We start from the raw sequence: 20,989 nt of genomic DNA on the forward strand, positions 1-20,989 counted from the left end.
TTTACCGCAACCAGCGTTGCCGGCCGACTCCTCCCCCCTTGACCTTTTTCCCCGTTGGGGGGTCTGGGGGCCTCAGGCCCCCAGCCGCCGGAGGCATTCTTCTCTTCTTCTCTCGGCTCTTATCGCTCTCGTTCCTAATGCCGCTGTTCCAGGCGATATTCTTCCTTGAGCAGCGAATCGGACAGGGGCGCGGCATTGGCGTCGCGGCCGCAGAACAGGCGCGCCTGGTCCTCGCAGGCCAGGGCCTTGGACAGCACCTCGTCCATGCTTTCGACCTTGATCACTTCCATGTCCTTGAGGATGGCCTCGGGCACGTCTTTTAAGTCCTTTTCGTTTTCCGCCGGGATGATGACCGTGCGGATAAGGCCCCGGTGGGCGGCGAGCAGCTTCTCGCGCAGGCCGCCGATGGGCAGCACCCGGCCGCGCAGGGTGATCTCGCCGGTCATGGCGATGTCGTTGCGCACCGGGAGGTTTAACAGCGCCGAGATCATGGTGGTGGCCAGGGTGATGCCGGCCGACGGGCCGTCCTTGGGGATGGCGCCCTCGGGCACGTGGATATGGATGTCGATTTCCTTGTGGAAATCGGGCTTGAGGCCATAGAGCCCCGAGCGCGAACGCAGGTAGGACAGGGCCGCCCGGGCCGACTCCTGCATGACGTCGCCGAGCTTGCCGGTGATCTCCACCTTGCCCGAGCCGGGCATGATGGCCACTTCGACCATGAGCAGTTCGCCGCCGACCTCGGTGTAGGCCATGCCGGTGCACAGCCCGACCTTGGGCGCGGGTTCCATCTCGCCGTGGCGGTGCTTGGGCACGCCGAGGTAGCCTTCGAGATCGGCCGTGTCCACGACAAAGCCGCCTTCGGGTTCCTTGCCTTCCACGAGTTTGCGCGCGGCCTTGCGGCAGACGCTGGCGATCTCGCGTTCAAGGTTGCGCACGCCGGCTTCGCGGGTGTAGCGGCGGATGATGGTCAGCATGGCCTCGTCGGTGAGCCGGATATTGTCCGGGGTCAGGCCGTGCTGTTCGATGTTCTTGGGCAGCAGGAACCGGCCGCCGATTTGCGCTTTTTCGGTTTCCAGGTAGCCGGGGATGCGGATGATCTCCATGCGGTCCTGGAGGGGCAGCGGGATCGAGTGCAGGGAGTTGGCCGTGGTGATGAAAAAGATCTTGGACAGGTCGTAGTCCAGATCGAGGTAGTGGTCGCTGTAGGCGTAGTTCTGCTCGGGATCGAGGACTTCAAGCAGGGCCGAGGAGGGATCGCCCCGGAAATCCGTGCTCATCTTGTCCACTTCGTCGAGGCAAAAGACCGGGTTGTTGAATTTGACCCGCTTGAGCGACTGGATGATCTTGCCCGGCAGCGCCCCGACGTAGGTGCGGCGATGGCCGCGGATCTCGGCCTCGTCGCGCACGCCGCCCAGGGACAGGCGCACGAATTCCCGGCCCATGGCCCGGGCGATGGATTTGGCCAGCGACGTCTTGCCGACGCCCGGAGGGCCGACCAGACACAGGATGGGGCCCTTGATGCGGTCCACCAGCTTCTGCACGGCCAGATATTCCAGGATGCGTTCCTTGGGCTTTTCCAGGCCGTAGTGGTCGGTGTTGAGGATCTCCTCGGCGGCCAGGATGTCGAGATCGGTGTCCTGATAGACCTGCCAGGGCAGGTCGAGGATCCATTCGACGTAGTTGCGCACCACCGTGTACTCGGCCGAGGACGGCGGGGTCTGGCGCAGCTTTTTGATCTCGCGCAGGGTCTTTTCCCGGGCTTCCTCGGGCATATTTTTTTCTTCGAGGCGCTTTTCGAATTCGGCCGCCTCGGCCCCGGGATCGTCCTCGCGGCCCATCTCCTTGTTGATGGCCTTTATCTGCTCGTTTAAATAGTACTCTTTCTGGTTCTTCTCCATCTGCTGCTTGACGCGGTTTTTGATCCGCTTCTCGATGGAGGAAATTTCGATCTCGCCCTGGAGAAAGGCGTAGGTCTCTTCGAGCCGGCGCATGGGCTCCAGCTCTTCCAGCACGCCCTGCTTCTTGATGTAGTCCACCTTGAGGTGGGGCATGACGGCGTCGGCTAGGCGTCCCGGCGAGGTGATGGAATTAATGGCCAGGATGGTTTCGGGGGCCAGCTTCTTGTTGATGCGGCCGTAATGCTCCAGGGATTCTTGCGTCGCGCGGATCAGCGCGTCGGATTCCGGCCCGTGGGTTTCTTCCTCGGGCACGCGGCGCACGGTGACCATGGGATAGTTGGCGTCCTCGCCCATGGTCATGGTCTCGGATTCCCACTCGGCCCGGTAAAGCCCTTCGAAGAGCACCTTGATGGTGCCGTCGGGCAGGCGCAGCATCTGGAGAATCTTGCTCACCGTGCCCATCTCGAAGAGGTCCTCGGAGGTGGGCTTTTCGGTCTCGGGCGAGCGCTGGGCGACCAGGAAGATCTTCTTGTCGTGGGCGGCCACGGCCTGTTCGATGGCCTTGATGGAGGCTTCGCGGCCGACGAAAAGGGGTGCTATGGAGCGCGGGAACATCACCACTTCCCGCAGGCTCATCATGGGAAGGCGTATGGTCTCGGCGGCGAACCGGTTGGAATCGAAGGTAAATCCAGTCATGCAACCTCCCGCTGCGGGGTTAGTTTCCAGGCCCGCCCCCGGACCGGGCATTGCCCGATCCGAAGGCTTGGCGGCAGGTTGTGAGGTAAGGCCGGAAAACCCGTTGTCAATCCGGGCGCGACAAGGGCTTTAGGCCGATTTCACTTCCTGATGATAAAACAGCAACGGTTCGATGCCCTTTTCCACCACGGCTTTGTTGATCACGCACTCCTTGACGCCGGTAAGGGACGGCAGCTTGTACATGATGTCGAGCATGATGGATTCCATGACGTTTCGCAAGCCACGCGCGCCGGTTTTGCGTTCGATGGCCTTCTGGGCGATGGCGTCCAGGGCGTTTTTGGAGAAGCGCAGCCGCACCTTGTCCAGCTCGAAAAGCTTCTGGTACTGCTTGACCAGGGCGTTTTTCGGCTCGGTGAGGATGCGCACCAGATCGGTCTGGGTCAGTTCCTCAAGGCTTGTGAGGATGGGGATACGGCCGACGAACTCGGGGATCAGGCCAAACTTGATGAGGTCGGCCGGATGGGCCTGGGTCAGCAGCTTGGACAGGTCGTCGTCGCTTTTGGCCTCCACCTTGGCTCCAAATCCCATGGCCGAACCGCGCTGGCGCTGGCCCACGATCTTGTCCAGGCCGATGAACGCGCCGCCCACGATAAAGAGGATATTGGCCGTGTTGAGCCGGATAAACTCCTGCTGCGGGTGCTTGCGGCCGCCCTTGGGCGGGATGTTGGCCTCGGTGCCTTCAATGATCTTGAGAAGCGCCTGCTGCACGCCCTCGCCCGACACGTCGCGGGTGATGGACGGGCTGTCGCCCTTGCGCGCGATCTTGTCGATCTCGTCGATGTAGATGATGCCCTTGCTGGCCGACTCGATGTCGTAGTCGGCGTTTTGCAGCAGCTGGACGAGGATGTTTTCCACGTCCTCGCCCACATAGCCGGCTTCGGTCAGCGTGGTGGCGTCGGCGATGGCAAAGGGCACATTCAAGATTCTGGCCAGGGTCTGGGCCAGCAGCGTCTTGCCCGAGCCGGTGGGGCCGATGAGCAGGATGTTGCTCTTGTCGATCTCCACGTCGTCGGCGCCGGCGGAACCGGCGTAGTAGACGCGCTTGTAGTGGTTGTGCACGGCCACGGCCAGGATCTTCTTGGCCTGTTCCTGACCGATGACGTATTCGTCGAGCAGTCGCTTGATTTCGGCCGGAGCCAGCAGCTTGCCGCCCTCGGTCTCCTCGCTGACGGACTCCTGGGCGATGATTTCGTTGCAAAGCGCCACGCACTCGTCGCAGATGTAGACGTCCGGGCCGGCGATGAGCCGCTGCACTTCGTCCTGGTTCTTGCCGCAAAACGAGCAACACAGCTCGCCCGACACGCTTGCTTTCTTCCTCGTCATACCGGAAATCCCACCCTGCCCGGCGTACCGGGCCTTTTTGACCGCGTCGCGGCCCTCGTGCGGCGTCCTATAAGCAAATCAGAGGGATCTGGTGAACAATCACCCTGAAAAATGGCCTTTTCCTGAAACACACCTGACCGATTTTTCAGGAACAGGCCCCAGGGGCTATTCGGCGTCCTTTTTCTCAAGCCGCTCCCGGGAGGTCAACACCTTGTCGATGAGGCCGTAGGCCACGGCTTCCTCGGCGCTCATGAAATTATCGCGCTCGGTGTCCACCTGGATGCGCTCCATGCTCTGGCCGGTGTGCTTGGCCATGATTTCATTGAGGGTTTCCCGGGTGCGCCGGGTCTCCTTGGCGTGGATCTCGATGTCCGTGGCCTGGCCCTGGTAGCCGCCCGAGGGCTGATGGATCATGATGCGGCTGTGCGGCAGGGCGTAACGCATGCCGGTGGCGCCGGCGCACAGGAGCAGCGCGCCCATGCTGGCGGCCTGGCCCAGGCACAGGGTGGAGACCGGCGGCATGACGTACTGCATGGTGTCGTAGATGGCCAGCCCGGCCGAAACGACGCCTCCGGGAGAATTGATGTACATGAAAATTTCTTTCTCGGGGTCTTCGGACTCAAGAAACAGGAGCTGGGCGCAGATCAGGTTGGCGACGTAGTCGTCCACGGCGCTGCCAAGCAGGATGATGCGGTCGCGCAGCAACCGCGAATAGATGTCATAGGCGCGTTCGGTGCGACCGGTCGTCTCGATGACAATAGGTATCGTGGCCATCTGCTTCCCTTTTGTAGGCCGGAGGCGACGTTTTGCGACGTTTTTGTCGTCAAATCGGGACCGCCACATCCTTCCGGCTTCGGTTGCCGGACAACGCGGCCGCTACGACGCGGCCACGTTGTCCTGATTTCATTTTCAATGCAAGAAGCGGTCCCGCTCCGTCTAGTCCTGGGCTTCCTCGCCGGCCGGCTTTTCGGCCGGGGCGACCTTGGTCACCAGGGCATTGGCGTAAATCAGATCCGCCGCCTTGTCGCACAGCAGCTTGTCGCGCACCATGATCATGAGGCCGTTGTCCTCATAGTAGCGCTTGAGCATGATGACGTCCTGGCCGGCCTGGGTCGAGAGGCGGTAGAAGAACGCGTCCATCTCCTGGGGAGTGACGGTCAATTCTTCCTTCAGGGCCACGGCGGAGAGGAAGATCTGGGTCTTGACCAGCTCCTCGGCGCGCGGGCGCATCTCGCCCTGGAGATCGGCCAGGGTCTTGCCGGTGGATTCCAGGCTCTTGCCCCGGCGCTCCAGCTGCGCCACGAATTCCTCGACCATCTGTCCGAGCTGCTGCTCCACAACGGCGGGCGGCAGCGGGAAGTCCAGGGTGGCCAGCAGGCTGTCCAGCAGCTTCTTCTGGGCCGAGGACCGGTGCAGATCCTCGCGGGACTTCTTGTAGGACATGGTAATGGCTTCGCGCATGTTGTCCAGGTTTTCGAAGTTGCCGGCCTTCTTGGCCAGCTCGTCGTCCACCGGCGGCAGGCTGCGTTCCTTGATGACGTGGACGGCCACCTTCATGGTGACGGTGCGGCCGGCCAGCTCGGTATTGATGAAGTCGGCCGGGAAGGTGACTTCCCCTTCGCCTTCGCTGCCCGAGGCGATGGTCTTGACCAGCTCTTCAAAGGCCGGCAGGGCCTGGCCTTCGCCCAGGGTCATCTCGAAGTTCTCGGCCCGAACGCCGGGGATGGCCTTGCCGTCCTCGAAGGCCTCGAAGGTGACGGACACGACTTCGCCGTCCTTGGCCGGACGGTTTTCGCTGAGCGGCTTCACTTCGGCCAGGTTCTTGCGCACCCGTTCGATGACGGATTCGATATCGGCCTCGGAGACGACGACGTCTTCCTCTTCCACGGCCTGGCCCTTGTATTCGGGCAGATCAAAGGCCGGGGCGTGCTCGAAGCTGAAGGTATATTCCAGGGGCTCGCCCTTGGTCAGGGCCGCTTCGCTCACGTCCAGGCCGGAGAGCGGCGACAGCTTGAGCTCGCCCATGATCTCGTTGATGTGCACGTTGATCAGGTCGGTGGTGGCTTCGCTGACGATCTCTTTCTTGAAGCGCTGCTCGACGACGCTGGACGGCACCTTGCCCTTGCGAAAACCCTTGAGGTCGGTCCGGGAGCGGAACATGGCCACGGCGGAAGCCAGGGCGGCGTTGGCCTCTTCGGCGGGCACGGACACGGTGACCTGCGTTTTGACAGGCGAAAGCTGATTGACGGTATATTCCAAGGCATCCTCCAAGATGTTCGCTGGCGGCCGGGCCGTCGCAGCGGATTTTCGGTCGTATTCAGGAAAAAATCGCAAGCGAATACAAAATGGGTCATGCTACAGGAAGCACCCCAAAATGAAAAGGGCAAAATGCCCCGCCTCCGGCGCGGCGGACCGGGCCGGAACATGGGGGCATAGGCGAGGCGGCGTCAAAAGGCAATCAGGAAGGCGTTCCCCAGCCCCCGCCGCCCGGCGTTTCGATGCAAAGTCTGTCCCCGGCCCGCAACCGCACATGGAACTTGCCCGGCATGGCCATGCCGCCGGTGCGGCGCGTCACCACATTGACGCCGGCCGCCCCTTCCCCGCCGCCGCAAAGGCCCCAGGGGCCGCGCAACCGCCGGTCGGACAACACCGTGGCCTCCATGGGCCCCAGGGCCTCGATCTCGCGCACCAGCCCTTCGCCGCCGACGTGCAATCCCGGACCGCCGGAACCCTGACGCAGGGCGTAGCGCGTCACGCGGATGGGATAGGCGTATTCCAGGGCCTCCACCGGGGTGTTGAGGGTGTTGGTCATGTGGGAGTGGACGGCCGACTGTCCCGGGCCGGCCGCATCGGCCCCGGCCCCGCCGGCCAACGTCTCGTAGTAGGTAAACGGTTTGCCGCTTCTCGGATCGACGCCGCCCATGGCGAGATTGTTCATGGTGCCCTGGGAGGCGGCCGGGATGCGGTCGGGCAAGGCCTGGGACAGGGCCAGCAGGATGACGTCCACCAGACGCTGGGAGGTCTCGACGTTGCCGCCGGCCACGGCGGCCGGAAAGCGGGCGTCGGCCATGGTCCCGGCCTTGGTCGTCACGTCGATGGGCCGCAGGCAGCCAGCGTTGGCCGGCACGGCCCGTCCGGCCAGGGCGCGGAACACATAGAGCGCGGTGGACACGACAATGGCCCGCACGGCGTTTATGCAGCCGGGCGTTTGCGGATCGCTTCGGGAAAAATCCAGTTCGGCCCGGCCGCCTTCGACGGTAAGCGTCAGGCGCAGGGTCGGTTCGTTGGTTCCGGCTCCGTCGTTGTCCAGGCTGTCGGCCGCTTCGTAGGCGCCGTCGGGGATGGACTTGATGGCGGCCTGCATGAGGCGTTCGGCGTAATCGAGCAGCGCAGTCCCCATGGCGGCCAGGCGTTCGCGGCCGTAAGCGGCGGCCAGCTCGGTCAGCCGGGCGATGCCGGTGCGGTTGGCCATGATCTGGGCGGCGAAGTCGCCCTGGCGCTCCAGGGGCGTACGCACGTTGGCCAAAAACAGGTCCATGACGCCCTGGACGATTTCGCCTTCGGCCACGATCCTGACCGGCGGTATGACCAGACCCTCCTGAAAGATGGAGGTGGACAGCGGCATGGAGCCGGCGGACATGCCGCCGACGTCGGCGTGGTGGGCGCGGCAGGCCACGTAGAAAAGCGGCGCGTCGCCGCCGGCATGCACGGGCGCGACCAGGGTGATGTCGGGCAGATGGGTGCCGCCCCGGAAGGGGTCGTTGAGCATGACCATGTCGCCCGGCCCGAGGTCGATGGCGTCAATGGCGGCGCGCACGGACAGCGGCATGGAGCCGAGATGCACGGGAATATGGGCGGCCTGGGCGATCATGTCGCCGCCGGAATCGAACACGGCGCAGGAGAAGTCGCGGCGTTCCTTGATATTCGGCGAATAGGCGGTCCGGGTCAGGGCGACGCCCATTTCCTCGGCCACGGAAGCGAATTTGTTCTTGAACACTTCGAGGGTGATCGGGGTGATGTTCATGGCTGCTCCGTCCCGTCAACCGTTGCGGCGCGCGCCTTGGCGCGCCAGATAGGCCGAAAAATCCCCACTATACGCCCTACTCCCCACATGCGTAAGCTTGCCCGCCACACTCACATGGACTTTTCCGCCGATGTCGCGCCAGCGTTTGCAAAACGCATAATCCTCAGGAAGATAGTTGCGCGTCTCGGGGTCGATCATGGTATCGAAAAAGGCGAAATTGTCCGCCGCCGGTTCGTTGGTGCAGGCAAAGCCGTAGTGCAGTTCCGGGTAGGCCGCCGCCAACTTTACCAGCACTTCGCGCCGCAGCAGCATGAACCCCGTGGCCGCGTACTCCACTTCCAGAAAGCCCTGCCCGTCCACCTGGCAGCCGGGTTTCAACTTCACGGCATAATCGAGGCTGGCCGCCTCGGCCGCGGCCGGCGGCGTACCGGCGGGCTGGGCCATGACCCGGTCCAGGGCGAGGCCCTTGACCGGATAGACGCCGCAGACCACGTCCTTGCCCGAAGCAAGCAGATGCGGCACGAGCAGCGGCTCGAAGGCGATGTCGGCGTCGATGAACAGCAGATGCGTGGCCGACTCGTCGCGCAAGACGGCATTGGCGATGGAGTTGCGCGCCCGGGTGACGAGGCTCTCGTGGCAGGGGGTGAGCAGCCGAAACGGCGTCCTGGCCCGGTTGAGCACGTCCTTTACGCCCATCATGGCGAGCATGTAGGGCACCGTGACCATGCCGCCGAAGCACGGCGTGCCGATGACGAGCATCACGCCGTCGCGGCCCGCCCGCCGTCCACGTTGATGACGAGATTCCCAAACCCGTCCACCTCGGCCGCCACCCCGGGCGGCAGGAAGGTGGTGGCCGAGGTCTCGGCCACCAGGGCCGGGCCGGACAGGGTGCTGCCGGGCAACAGCTTGTCGCGGTCGTACCACATGGCCACCTGCTCCGCGCCCTGACAAATGAGCGGCCGCCAGCCCAAAAGCGCCTCGGCCGGCACGCCCGCCACCAGCCGCTCGGCCTCGGTGAACTGCGGCTTGTCGGTGATGACCCGGGCCCGGATGCGAAGCGTCACGATCTCGATGACGGCCTTGGGATGCTTGAAACCGAAGACCGCTTCGTGGCGGTTGTGGAAAGCCAGAAACGGGTCGGCCACGAACCGGATGGGCAGCTCGTGGGACTGGCCCTGGTAGCGCATGTCGAGCTGGCGTTCCAGGACCATGCGCGCGCCCGGGGCTTCCTCGGCCATGATCTGGCGCGCCCGGGTTTCGAGGTTGCCGAAAAGCCCGGCCACTTCGATGAGATCGGTTTTGTCCGAAGCGGCCATGACCGTCTCGGAAAAATCGCGCACAACGTCGGCAAAAAGCATCCCCAGGGCCGAAAAAAGCCCCGGATGGCGCGGCACGACAACCGTTTTGACGCCCAAAAGCCTGGCCAGGGCCACGGCGTGCAGCCCGCCGGCCCCGCCGTAGGACAGCAAGGCGAAATCGGCCGGATCGTGGCCGCGTTCCACGGAAATGACCCGGATGGCCCGCTCCATGGCCGCCTCGGCCACGGCGATGACCCCCTCGGCCGCCTCGACGGCGGTCAGGCCGCCGGCCGCGCCCAGGGCTGTAAAGAGTTCCGGCAGGCGCTGCGGGAAAAGCGGCATCTGGCCGCCCAGGAAATGGTCCGGGGACAGCCGGCCCAGGAACAGGTTGGCGTCGGTGACGGTCAGCCCGTCGCCTTTGCCGTAGCAGGCCGGGCCGGGCACGGCTCCGGCGCTCTCGGGACCGACGACCAAGGCCCCGCCGGCGTCGAGGCGGGCCAGGGAGCCGCCGCCCGCGCCCACGGTGTGGATGTCGAGCATGGGCGTTTTTATGGGCAGCCCGGCCAGCTCGGTCTCGGCGGCCATGGACAGCGCGCCGTCGAGTAGCGAAACGTCGGTGGAGGTGCCGCCCATGTCAAAGGTGATGAGCCGGTCGAAGCCGGCGGCCTTGCCCATGGCGAGTCCCGCGACCACGCCGCCGGCCGGGCCGGACAGCACCGTGCGCACGGGTTCGCGCCGGGCGGTCTCGGCCCGGATCAGGCCGCCGCTGGACTGCATGACGCAAAGCTGCGCCCCTTCGGGCAGGCCGGCGGCCAGATCGCCGAGATAACCGGCCATGACCGGGGCCACGTAGGCGTTGGCCACGGTGGTGGCGGCCCGCTCGTATTCGCGAAATTCGGCCAGGATGTCCGAGGACAGCGACACCGACAGCCCGGCCTCGGCCAGGGCCTCGCCGAGAAGCAGCTCGTGCTCGGGCTTGAGGAACGAAAAAAGCAGGCACACGGCCGCCGACTCGGCTCCCGAGGCGGCCACCCGGGCCACGAGATCGCGGATGGCCTCGGCGGAAAGCTCCTCGATGACCTTGCCCTCGGCGCTCACCCGCCCGGGCGCGCCGAAGCGCAACGCCTCGGGCACCAGACACGGTTCCTTGCGGCTGGCCAGATCGTAAAGCTCGGGCCGGTTCTGGCGGCCGATGGCGATGATGTCCTCAAAGCCCTGGTTGGTGACGAAGGCCGTGACCGCGCCCCGGCGTTCGAGCAGGGCGTTGGTGGCCACGGTGGAGCCGTGCATGACGCTCCGGGCCGGGACAGCCAGCCGGGCCAGGCCCGAAAGCACGGCCCGGGCCGGGTTGTCCGGGCTCGACGGCAGCTTGACCACGGCAAAACCGTCGTCCGTCCAACAGATGACATCGGTAAACGTGCCGCCGGTATCCACGCCGACAACGGCCATCGCGCCCCCTTTTTCCCTTTTTGCAAGGGATGGCAGCTACCTGGTTGACGAAAATGCAATGCGTCCCACGCCACGAGGCGTGGACCAGGGAGGCGCGCTGGCAAAAAAAATCGCGCGCCGTTCCCGGGCGGCTGGGCCACCCCGGGCCGGGCGGAACCACTATTGCGGATTTCCGATTTTTTTCAAGGGGCAACGCCGTCACGACGACGTGACGGCGTTGCCATGGAATCGAAAGGAAGGATTAGAGGTTTTTGGCCAACAGCTCGCCGAAGGCGGCGCAGCCGATGGTGGTCGCGCCCGGAATCTGGTCGGCCAGATCCACGGTGACCTTTTTTTCGGAGATGGTCTTGTCCATGGAATCATGGATCAATTTGGCGGCTTCATGCCAGCCGATGTGCTCCAGCAACATGGCGCCGCTGAGGATAAGGCTGCCGGGGTTGGCCTTGTCCTTGCCGGCGATGCCCGGGGCGGTGCCGTGGGTGGGCTCGAAAAAGGCCAGCTTCTCGGACATGTTGACGCCCGGGGCCAGGCCCAGTCCGCCGACCTGGGCGGCCAGGGCGTCGGAGATGTAGTCGCCGTTTAAGTTCGTGGTGGCGATGACGGAATAATCCTGGGGCCGCATGAGCGCCACCTGGAACATGTTGTCGGCGATGCGGTCTTTGACCACGATGGGCTTGGTTGCGCCGGCCGCCGCGTCCTGCTCGGTCATGCACTGTCCGGCGAATTCCTGGGCGGCCACTTCGTAGCCGAAGGCCCGGAACGCGCCCTCGGTGTATTTCATGATGTTGCCCTTGTGGACCAGGGTGACGCTGGGCTTTTTGTGGTCCACGGCGTGCTGGATGGCCTTGCGCACCAGCCGCTTGGAGCCGGCCGGGGTGATGGGCTTGATGCCGATGCCGGCGGTCTCGTCCACCTTGGCTCCGAGTTCGTCGCGCAAAAAGGCGATGAGCCGCTTGGCCTCGGGCGTGCCGGTGGCGTACTCGATGCCGGCGTAGACGTCCTCGGTGTTCTCGCGGAAGATGATCATGTCCACGAGATCCGGGCGCTTGACCGGCGATTCGATGCCCTGGAAATAGCGGATGGGCCGAATGCAGGCGTAAAGGTCGAGCACCTGGCGCAGGGTGACGTTGAGGCTGCGGAAACCGCCGCCGACCGGCGTGCCCAGCGGTCCCTTGAAGGCCAGCTCGGCCGTGGTCAGGGCCTCGACTGTGGCCTGGGGAAGGTATTCCCCGACTTCCTTGAAAGCCTTTTCGCCGGCGAGCAGTTCCTTCCACACAAGCTTGCGGGCCCCGCCGTAAGCCTTGTCCACGGCGGCGTCGAGAACCGGCCGCCCGGCCTTCCACACGTCCGGGCCGATGCCGTCGCCCTCGATCCAAAATACCGTCTTTTCCATGCGCCTGGGCTCCTCTTGGGAAAATTTGAACAAAAAAGGAAAATAGAAAGGGAGCCGGTCATTTGTCAACCGGCCGCCCGGCGGCCGGCTGTCCCGGTTCCCCGGCGTCCAGATAATGGGCCGCGAACTGCCGGGCCACCCGCCGTTGCCGGTGTTCGGGCATGGTCCAAAACTCGGCGTCGGCCCCGCACAGGGCCAAAAGCTGGACCAGCGCCGCCTCGCGCCCGTCCCGGTCAAGGGCCGGCCAGTCGGGCCGGGCCATGCGCCGGGCGGCCTCGGCGCGGCAGGCGTCCACATAGCGTTTGGGAATGGGGGCCTCGGCCGCAGCGCGAATGTCCGGGCCGCCGGTCTCCTTAGGCGCGACGCGGCCGCCCTGGCGCAGGTTGCCCAAAAGCGGATATTGCGGCGACGGGACAACTTCCCGCAACACGAAAAGCAGTCCGGTGAACAGCACAAAGGCCAGCGGAATCAGCGGTTTTCGATCCATGAAGGACGTCCCCGGCCGGTCGACGGCGGGCGCGCCCGTCAGCTTTGCCCGCGCCCTGCACCAGTCCCGCGCGTCGGCGGCCAAGCGTCTGCGGCGGCGCAGCGAACGGTCCGAGGGGGCAAGCGGGGTCGACGATCGCTCCCGGCGCTTCCCGGCGGCCGCGCCCAGCCGGCAACTGCGGCCCGGCGCGGGTTGGGAGACATCCCGCCCGTTACGGCTGCGGGGTCTCGGCGGCGTAGCGCCGCAGTTTGGCGGACACGTTGTCCTCGATCCAGTGCCCGTCCCACCACTCGATGGGAATGACGGGCTGGCCCGCGAGATAGACCGCGAAATGCACCTGGTCGCCCGGAGTCAGGCCCGTGGTTCCGGTCGTGCCAAGGGGGTCGCCCTTTTTGAGCACATCGCCAGCTTTGACGGCAATGGAGCCGAGGTTGGCGTAGACCGTCAACAGGGCCAGGCCGTGATCCATGACCACGGTGTTGCCGTAGACGCCAAGGGATCCGGCAAAGACCACGTCCCCGGCGTTGGCGGCCGGGACTTGCGCTCCAGGAACCGAAGCAAGGCCTATGCCGTCGCTGAGCTCCCGCCCGATCTCCTGACCTTTATACATATAGATGCGGTCAGCCCCGAAGGAGCCGCGCACCACCGACCGGGGCAGGTAGATGAAGCCGCCGTCCCACAAAGGCTCGGGACCGGACTTGGCCGACAGCGACCCGATGAAGGCGGCGTTTTGCCGGCGCAACTCGGTGTTTAACTTTTTAAAACGCTCCACCGGATCGCGCTCCTGGGGGAACAGTCCGGCGAAGGCCGGCAGGCGGGCGGCCAGGAACTCGTCGGTGATCTCCACCCGCTCCTCGCGAAACCGCCGTTTAATGGCCATATTGACGAAAAATCCGGTTTTTTCGTTGCCCGCGGCGTCCTCCACAAAAAGCCTGGGCTTGTAGGCCTCGGCGTCGAGGTCGCTGGGGAAGGCGAACAGGCAGGCGTATTGGCCGCTTTTTTGCTTGTAGCCCGGGAAGAACCGATCACCCACCACCACGCCGCTACGCGCCACGTCTTTGTTCACTTCATAGACGACCAGCCCGGCTCCGCCCTGGCGCATGTAATGCGCCGGAGTCAGGGCCTTGATGGTGGGAGGCACGGGATCGAGCAACATGCGCTTGGTGACCCGGGCGGCGTTGCCGGCCCCGAGGTTGGCGTGGGAGCCGTCGTGGGCGGCGATCTGGATTTCAAAGGCGCCGCCGCGCAGTTCCGAGTGTTCCAGGCTGAAACGTTCGCTGACCTGGTCGCGGGGCGGATCGTAGACCCGGCGCAGCACGTCGGCCCGGCGCTGGCCCTGGGCCACGGTGACGGTGAGCGACCGGATGCCGGACTGGTCGTCGGAAGCGGTGACCACGAAGGGGCGCTTGAGCGAGGCGGCCTCGGCCTGGGGCGAGAGCGTTACCTGCGGCTTTTCGGCGTCCTTGAGGAACAGCTGATAGCCGGCGAACCCGGCGACGATAAGCGGCGAGGCCAGGAGGCCAAGGGCCAGGAGCCAGAAGGCCGGCCCCGTTTTTCCGCTTTTTTTAAACGGCTTTAAAATGCGCATGGTGCAAGTATCCCCTGTCGCCGCGGTGGCGACACTATAGGCGAGGCCGGCCGGCCGGGCAAGCCGCCCGGCGGCGAAACGGAGTTTGCATGGCTGACGACGAAAAAACGACGCCCCAAACGTCGCCGCCCAAGAGCGGCCTGGGCATGGCGGCGGCCACGGCCGCCTTGGCCGTGTCGGCCCTGGCGCTTGCCCAGGCCGGCGACTGGCTGCGCCAGGCCACGGGCGAGCTGCGCCACGAAACCGTGCTCATGGCCCAGGACGCGGCCATGGCCCGGTCCGAGGCGGCCATGGCCGCCGGGCTTTTTGCCATCGATCCCGAGGAACGTCGCCGGCTGCGCCTGACGGCCACGGCGTACTGCCCGGACTGCCTCGACGACGACGGGCCGCAGCTTTCGGCCTCGGGCGCGCCGGTGCGGGCCGGCCGCACGGTCGCCGTCTCCCGCGACCTGCGTCGACTCCTTGGCCGCAAGGTCTTTATCGAAGGCGTGGGCGTGCGGGTGGTGGAAGACCTCATGCACCCCCGTCATGCCGGCCGGCTGGATCTGTGCCTGCCCAACAAGCGCCAGGCCGTGGATTTCGGGGTGCAAACCCTCGAAGTGGTGATCCTCGACTGAAGCCGGCTCCGCCCGGCCCAACTGCTTCCCGGACCGGAACGCTGCTTTCCCGGGACCGCCGTCCCGGCCCCCGCCTGCGTACCCGTCGCCCCCCTCAGTAGGCCCCGCGCATGCTGCACACCACCGGAATGGTGCGCAGCAAAATCTTGAGGTCCAGGGCCACCGACCAGGTGTCCACGTACTCGATGTCCAGCTCCATCATGCGCTCGAAGCTCGTGGCGTTGCGCCCGCTGATCTGCCACAGGCAGGTGATGCCGGGCTTGACGCCAAAGCGCCGGCGCGGCCAGGTCTTTTCGATGCGCTCCACGTCGCGAAGCGGCAGCGGCCGGGGGCCGACCAGACTCATGTCGCCGCGAAGGACGTTGACCAGCTGGGGCAGCTCGTCGATGCTCGTGCGCCGCAACAATCGGCCCAGAGGGGTGACGCGCGGGTCGTTTTTGATCTTGAACAGCGCCCCGTCCATCTCGTTTTGGGCCTCAAGCTCCTCCTGCAGGTCCGGGGCGTTTTCCACCATCGTGCGGAACTTGTAGAACATGAACCGCCGCTTCCCCAGGCCCACCCGCTCCTGGGCGAAAATGGCCGGACCGGGCGAGGTCAGCCGCACCAGCGCCCAGACCACGGCCAGAAGCGGCGACAGCGCGACCAGGGCGGCCAGGGACACGGACACGTCCAGGAACCGCTTGAGGATGCGCTCGCGTTCGTCGGCCAGGCTGCTCGACAAGGTGGACACGACCTCGCCGCCATGACTGGCCGGGCGGCTTCCAGGATTTTTCAGGGCAAATAGCCGGGCCACCACCGTGGCCGTGACCCCCTGCTCCTCGCAGGCCGTGACCAACCCCGTGCCCAGGCGGCTCAATTCCTCCAGCGGCAGGCAGATCACCACCTCGTCCACCACCTGCTCGCGCAGGTAGTCGGCCAGATCGTCGAACCGACAGACCAGACGGGCCGCTTCAGGCTGCGAACCCATGGGCGCGATTTCCCAGCCATCGGCCACAAAGCCCATGAAGCGCCGGCCCTGTTCGGGATGGGCCAGCATCTCCCGGGCGATCTCCTGGGCCCGCTCCCCGGTTCCCGCCACCAGCACCCGACGGCGCAAGAGTCCCTGGGCCTCGCCCATAAACAGCAGCCGGCGCAGGGCCAGACGCGAAGCCACACAGCCCGAAGCCGCCATCAGCCAAAAGGCGGCCAGGAAGACGGGCGTGGCCAGGGGCGGACGCAGGGCGGCCGCGCCTAAAAGCAAGGCCATGACCACGCCGGTGACGGACTTGACCACCTGCTTGACGGCCAGGCGGCGGTCATACAGGGCGGTTTCGGTATAGACGCCGAAAAACGGGAAAATGATCAGGGTGGCGGCCAGGACGCCAAGCAGCAGCCCAAGGCTTCCCGGGTCCAGGTGCAGATGGGCGGCATTGGCCGTTTCCGGGGAAAAAGCCGTGGAGACCGCCGCCGCGACAACAAGCGACAGCGCGGCCAGGGCCAGATCAAGGGCGCGAAGCCAGGTGATGGCTCCCTGTCTTGAGGCGAAGGGCAAGGGGTTCCCCCAGCGGTTGCGGCTCGGCCACGGCGGCCGGGCCAGTCGTGATGCGCGGTCCTCAAACGGCCCGGCCCCGCGCAGCCACAAAGGCTACTCCATCCGCACAGGGAAATGCAACCTCCGCGCCATTTTCACGTCTTAACCGCGACAACGGCCAAAGGCGCGTTTCGAGGACGCCTCCCTAGGGCACCAGCAGCACCTTGACGTCGCAGACGTTGGTGTTGGTGGGGCCGGTCTTGAGCAGCCGGCCCACGGCCTCGAAATAATGGTAGGCGTCGTTGGCCGCCAGAAACGCCCGGGGATCAAGGCCCAGCCCCTGGCCTTCGCGCAGGATGGCCAGGCTGGCAAACGCCCCGGTGGCGTCGGTGGGCCCGTCGGAACCGTCGGTGGAGGCGGCCAGGAACACGGCCTCCTCGGCGTTGCGGGGTTCCCCGGCCAGCCCGGCCAGAAAGGCCAGGGCCATTTCCTGGTTGCGCCCGCCCTTGCCCGGGCCGCGCAGGGTCACGGTGGTCTCGCCGCCGGCGATGCAGCAAGCCGGCCGGGGCAGCGGCATGGCGTATTCGGCGATGTCCTTGGCCACGCCGAGAAACAGGTTGGCCATCTCGCGCGATTCGCCGGCCAGATGCGAGGTCAGGACCAAGGTGGCGTAGCCCAGGGCGGCGGCCTTGTCCCGGGCGGCCAGCAAGGCCTGGCAGTTGGTGCCGATAAGCACCGTGCGCACGTGCTTGAAGACCGGATCCCCGGCCTTGGGCGTTTCCGGGGCGCGTCCGGCGGCCACGGCGGCAAGCACGGCCAGGACGTTTTGCCCGATCCTCTCCCCCACGCCATAGCGTTCGACCACGGCCAGGGCGTCGGCCCCGCAGGTGGAGTCCGGCACGGTGGGGCCGCTGGCGATGACGTCGAGGTCGTCGCCGACCACGTCGGATAAAAGCAGCCCCAGGCAGTCGGCCGGGGCGATGGCCGCGGCCAGCCGGCCGCCCTTGACGGCCGAGAGCTTCTTGCGCACGCAGTTGATTTCGTGGATGGACGCGCCGCAGGCTAAAAGCGCCCGGGTGGCGGCCTGCTTGTCGGCCAGGGTCAGGGGCAGGCCGGGCAGGTCCAGGGGGGCGGCGAGAATGGCCGAACCGCCGCCCGAGACCAAAACGATGACCAGATCGTCCGGGCCGGCCTGCCGGGCCATGGTCAGGACTTCCCGGGCCGCCGCCTCGCCCCGGGCGTCGGGCACGGGATGGGCCGCCTCCAGGAGCCGGATGCGCGAAAGCGTTTCCAGATAGCCTTCCTTGACGGCCACCACCCCGGCCGTGATCCGCTCGCCGAGCAGGCGCTCCAGCCCAAGGGCCATGCGCCCCGAGGCCTTGCCCATGCCCAGGACGAAGATGCGCCGGTAGCGGGCCAGGTCGTAGACGTGGCACTCGGTTTCGGTGGTCACGCGCAGGGTGTCGCCGGTGAGCGTCAGCACACGCTGCATCATGGCCAGGGGATCGACCCGGTCGAGTCCGGCCCGGAAGATGGCTTCGGCGTCGGCAAGGGGATTTCGCATGAGGGGCTCCTTCGCGCCGCCAAGGCGCAGGGTCATGCCCGGGAGTGCCAGGGGCGGCCGGGCCGCGTCAAGCCATGGCGGCCTTGAGGCATGTCCGGGCGGCAAAAGCCTGCCAGGGATAGCCAAACGGCCCAAACCGGCGTATCGTGTCCGGCAACGTCGACGCCAGGACTGCCGCCGGCCAAACCCGCGAGACGCCCATGCCCACGCCCGACCTGAACCTGCTCCCCTTCTCCCGGGCCGCCCTGGGTCCCGAATTCGCCCCGGGTTCGCCCGATCAGGACCGGCCGGGCGAACCAGGCTGCTGGATTGTCCTTCGTGAAAACGCCCTGGTGCTGACCGAGCGCGGCCTGGCCATGCCGGACGGACTGCTGCCGGTCCCCGGCCCCTTTGCCGTGCCGCCGGTGCTGGTCGGCTTTTGGAACGGCCGCCCCTTGCGAGCCGCCCGGCTGGAACCCGAGGCCGCCCTGCCGGCAGGGTTCACCCCCATCACCGCCTCCTACCGCTCGCCGCTGCTCGACGAACGGCTGCTCACCCTGGCCGGTCTGGCCCGGCAGGTGCTCCACTGGCGCGACCGCAGCCGCATCTGCCCGGCCTGCGGCGGCGCGCCGGCCGGCATCCCCGGCGGATTCGGAGCGCGCTGCACGGCCTGCGCCCGGGAATACTATCCGCGCATCCATCCGGCCGTCATCGTGCTCGTGTCGCGCGGCGACGACTATCTGCTGGTGCGCAAGGCCGGCTGGCCGGCCGGCCAGTACGGGCTGGTGGCCGGTTTCGTGGAATTTTCCGAATCTTTGGAAGAATGCGTGGCCCGGGAAGTGGCCGAGGAAACGGGGCTGGTCGTGGCCGGCATCCGTTACCTCGGCAGCCAGAACTGGCCCTTCCCCAGCCAGCTCATGGCCGCGTTTGCGGCGGACTGCGTCGGCGGAGAACTCGTGGTCGACCGCACCGAGCTTGAGGACGCGGGCTGGTTTTCCGCCCGTCGCCCGCCGGCCGTGCTGCCGCCCAGGGCCAGCATCGCCCGCTGGATGCTCGACCGCCACGCCCCGCAACTGGTCCGCGCCGCCGGCGGCGCCTAAAAAGTCCTCCAGATCGGCGGGTTATTCGTTGACAGGCTGGGCGGGCCTTTATATAGGATCAATCAGCTCCGATTAATCCACAAGAGAGGCGCTTCATGCGTTTGACCCGAGCTGGCGAGTACGCCATCCGCTGCGTCCTGTACCTGGCCATGCACCAGGACCGGACGCTCATTGGGCGCAAGGAAGTCGCCGAGGCCATGGACATTCCAGCCCAGTTCCTGGGCAAGGTCGCCCAGCAATTGGCCAAGGCCGGGGTCATCAGCATCCGCCAGGGCTCCCAGGGCGGCTACGAACTGGCCCGCCGGGCCCAGGACATCACCTTGCTGGCCGTCATCGAGGCCATAGACGGCGAGATCTTTTTAAACGACTGCATCCAGCGGCCCGGCAGCTGCGACAGGCAGGCCATCTGTTCCGTGCATAACGTGTGGGATACGGCGCGGCGGCAATTGCGCGACACCCTGGGCAGCACCACCTTGGCCGAGTTGGCGGCCTTGGAAAAGTGCGCCTGCCGGGGGCAGACGTGCGAGGGGCCGCGCGCTTCGAATGGTTGAGTTTTTTTGACGGGGGTTGGTGCATTTTTCCCGGGGCGGTGCTAGGTGGGAATCGACCGCCGGCTTGCCGCGCCTTGCGGCCGGGAAAATGCGAAACAGGTTTGACGGTCAACACGGAGGAAAAGGAGACAGATCATGGACACCTTGATGCTTTCCCGACTGCAGTTCGCCTTTGCGACATTTATCCACTTCATCTTCGTCCCGCTCACCCTGGGGCTTTCCATCCTCGTGGCCGTGATGGAAACCAAGTTCGTGCGCACCGGGGACGAAACCTACAAACGCATGGCCAAGTTCTGGGGCAAACTATTTCTGATCAACTTCGCCCTGGGCGTGGTCACCGGCATCACCCTGGAGTTCCAGTTCGGCACCAACTGGTCGCGCTATTCGACCTTTGTCGGCGATATTTTCGGGTCGCTTTTAGCCATCGAAGCCACGGCGGCCTTTTTCCTGGAATCCACCTTCCTTGGCGTGTGGATCTTCGGCTGGAACCGGCTTTCGCCCAAGCTCCACTGCACGTCCATCTGGCTGGTGGCCTTCGCCGCCAACTTTTCGGCCCTGTGGATCATCCTGGCCAACGGCTTCATGCAGCACCCGGTGGGCTACGTCATCCGCAACGGCCGGGCCGAACTGTCGAGCTTTCTTGAGGTCATCACCAACCCCTACGGCTGGAACGCCTTTCTCCACACCGTCACCGGCTCCTGGGCCCTGGCCGGCTTTTTCGTGATCGGCGTGTCGGCCTGGCATCTGCTGCGCAAGCAGCACGTCGACTTCTTCACCAAGTCCTTCCGCATCGCCGCCGGCTTCACCCTGGTTTCCACCCTGCTCGTGGCCGCCGTGGGCCACCGCCAGGGCAACATCGTGGCCGAAGTCCAGCCGGCCAAGCTGGCGGCCATGGAATCCCACTGGGAGACCCAGAAAAACGCTCCTATGTACCTCTTTGCCGTGCCCGATCCGGATAATGAGAAAAACAGCATCGAGATCGGCGGCATCCCGAGCTTACTGAGCCTCATGGCCTTCAACGATCCCGCCGCCGAAGTGAAAGGCCTCAAGGACTTCCCGGCCGAGGACCGCCCGCCCGTCACGCTCACCTTCTCCGCCTTCCGCATCATGGTCGGCCTGGGAACGGCCATGCTGATCCTGGCCGTGCTGGCCTTTATCGCCCGCCACCATCCCGAGGAGGCCTCCCACAAACTCTTGAAGGCCTTCCTGTGGGCCATTCCCCTGCCCTACATCGCGCTCCAGGCCGGCTGGGCCGTGGCCGAGGTCGGCCGCCAGCCCTGGATCGTCTACGGCATCATGCGCACCAAGGACGCCGTCTCCCCCATCGCCGCCCATCAGGTCGGCATCAGCCTGGCCGCCTTCTTCGTGGTCTACATCCTGCTGGCGTCGCTGGATATCTATCTGCTGGCCAAGTACGCCCGCTCCGATCCGCACTAGGCCCGGACACCACCG

Annotated in this window: 16 protein-coding genes; 4 read left to right on the forward strand and 12 right to left on the reverse strand. The window is 65.9% G+C overall.

Features of this window, described 5'->3' with window-relative positions; translation table 11 throughout:
• Positions 1 to 134: 134 nt before the first annotated feature.
• The 10 genes from lon to C3Y92_RS13190 form a co-directional block, all read right to left on the reverse strand.
• Entirely contained in the window at positions 135 to 2,594 is a 2,460-nt protein-coding gene (gene lon, locus C3Y92_RS13145) for an endopeptidase La (protein ID WP_129353232.1), read from the reverse strand.
• Positions 2,595 to 2,723: 129 nt separating this feature from the next.
• On the reverse strand, positions 2,724 to 3,977 hold the full coding sequence (gene clpX / locus C3Y92_RS13150; protein WP_129353234.1) for an ATP-dependent Clp protease ATP-binding subunit ClpX: 1,254 nt from the start codon (positions 3,975 to 3,977) through the stop codon (positions 2,724 to 2,726).
• Between the two features lie 165 nt (positions 3,978 to 4,142).
• Positions 4,143 to 4,751 carry an ATP-dependent Clp endopeptidase proteolytic subunit ClpP gene (gene clpP / locus C3Y92_RS13155; protein ID WP_015861473.1) on the reverse strand — a complete coding sequence of 203 codons (609 nt, stop codon included), beginning with the start codon at positions 4,749 to 4,751 and terminating at the stop codon, positions 4,143 to 4,145.
• A gap of 162 nt (positions 4,752 to 4,913) precedes the next feature.
• Positions 4,914 to 6,236 (reverse strand): trigger factor, encoded by a 1,323-nt coding sequence (tig, locus tag C3Y92_RS13160; RefSeq protein WP_129353236.1) that lies wholly within the window; start codon positions 6,234 to 6,236, stop codon positions 4,914 to 4,916.
• Between the two features lie 199 nt (positions 6,237 to 6,435).
• Complete coding sequence (locus tag C3Y92_RS13165) at positions 6,436 to 8,001, reverse strand: hydantoinase B/oxoprolinase family protein (RefSeq protein ID WP_129353238.1); 1,566 nt, start codon at positions 7,999 to 8,001, stop codon at positions 6,436 to 6,438.
• A gap of 15 nt (positions 8,002 to 8,016) precedes the next feature.
• Entirely contained in the window at positions 8,017 to 8,760 is a 744-nt protein-coding gene (locus C3Y92_RS13170; protein WP_207214046.1) for a glycosyltransferase family protein, read from the reverse strand.
• A complete protein-coding gene (locus tag C3Y92_RS13175) occupies positions 8,760 to 10,748 on the reverse strand; it encodes a hydantoinase/oxoprolinase family protein (RefSeq protein ID WP_129353242.1) in 1,989 nt (662 codons plus the stop codon). The genes C3Y92_RS13170 and C3Y92_RS13175 overlap by 1 nt, the downstream gene beginning before the upstream one ends.
• Positions 10,749 to 10,989: 241 nt before the next feature.
• Positions 10,990 to 12,141 carry an NADP-dependent isocitrate dehydrogenase gene (gene icd / locus C3Y92_RS13180; protein WP_129353244.1) on the reverse strand — a complete coding sequence of 384 codons (1,152 nt, stop codon included), beginning with the start codon at positions 12,139 to 12,141 and terminating at the stop codon, positions 10,990 to 10,992.
• A 58-nt stretch (positions 12,142 to 12,199) separates the two neighbouring features.
• The gene (locus C3Y92_RS13185; protein ID WP_129353246.1) at positions 12,200 to 12,628 is read right to left on the reverse strand and encodes a hypothetical protein; all 429 of its coding nucleotides are present in this window, start codon (positions 12,626 to 12,628) and stop codon (positions 12,200 to 12,202) included.
• 211 nt (positions 12,629 to 12,839) lie between these two features.
• Positions 12,840 to 14,216, reverse strand: a complete 1,377-nt coding sequence (locus tag C3Y92_RS13190) for a M23 family metallopeptidase (RefSeq protein WP_129353248.1) — start codon at positions 14,214 to 14,216, stop codon at positions 12,840 to 12,842.
• A gap of 89 nt (positions 14,217 to 14,305) precedes the next feature.
• Here C3Y92_RS13190 and C3Y92_RS13195 point away from each other — a divergent pair, with 89 nt between their 5' ends.
• Positions 14,306 to 14,833 (forward strand): 3D domain-containing protein, encoded by a 528-nt coding sequence (locus C3Y92_RS13195; protein ID WP_129353250.1) that lies wholly within the window; start codon positions 14,306 to 14,308, stop codon positions 14,831 to 14,833.
• Between the two features lie 94 nt (positions 14,834 to 14,927).
• On the opposite strand, the gene C3Y92_RS13200 is transcribed toward C3Y92_RS13195, so the two are convergent.
• Complete coding sequence (locus C3Y92_RS13200) at positions 14,928 to 16,454, reverse strand: sugar transferase (protein ID WP_235669485.1); 1,527 nt, start codon at positions 16,452 to 16,454, stop codon at positions 14,928 to 14,930.
• A 94-nt stretch (positions 16,455 to 16,548) separates the two neighbouring features.
• On the reverse strand, positions 16,549 to 17,907 hold the full coding sequence (locus tag C3Y92_RS13205) for a glycerate kinase type-2 family protein (protein WP_129353252.1): 1,359 nt from the start codon (positions 17,905 to 17,907) through the stop codon (positions 16,549 to 16,551).
• A 146-nt stretch (positions 17,908 to 18,053) separates the two neighbouring features.
• Between C3Y92_RS13205 and nudC the strand changes: the two genes are divergently transcribed.
• The 3 genes from nudC (at position 18,054) to C3Y92_RS13220 (ending at position 20,974) form a co-directional block, all read left to right on the forward strand.
• A complete protein-coding gene (nudC, locus tag C3Y92_RS13210; RefSeq protein WP_235669486.1) occupies positions 18,054 to 18,986 on the forward strand; it encodes an NAD(+) diphosphatase in 933 nt (310 codons plus the stop codon).
• Between the two features lie 95 nt (positions 18,987 to 19,081).
• The gene (locus tag C3Y92_RS13215) at positions 19,082 to 19,537 is read left to right on the forward strand and encodes an RrF2 family transcriptional regulator (RefSeq protein ID WP_129353254.1); all 456 of its coding nucleotides are present in this window, start codon (positions 19,082 to 19,084) and stop codon (positions 19,535 to 19,537) included.
• 135 nt (positions 19,538 to 19,672) lie between these two features.
• Positions 19,673 to 20,974 (forward strand): cytochrome ubiquinol oxidase subunit I, encoded by a 1,302-nt coding sequence (locus tag C3Y92_RS13220; RefSeq protein ID WP_129353256.1) that lies wholly within the window; start codon positions 19,673 to 19,675, stop codon positions 20,972 to 20,974.
• Positions 20,975 to 20,989: the final 15 nt, after the last annotated feature.

Origin of the sequence: Solidesulfovibrio carbinolicus, assembly GCF_004135975.1 — a bacterium.
GTDB classification, from domain to species: Bacteria; Desulfobacterota; Desulfovibrionia; order Desulfovibrionales; family Desulfovibrionaceae; genus Solidesulfovibrio; species Solidesulfovibrio carbinolicus.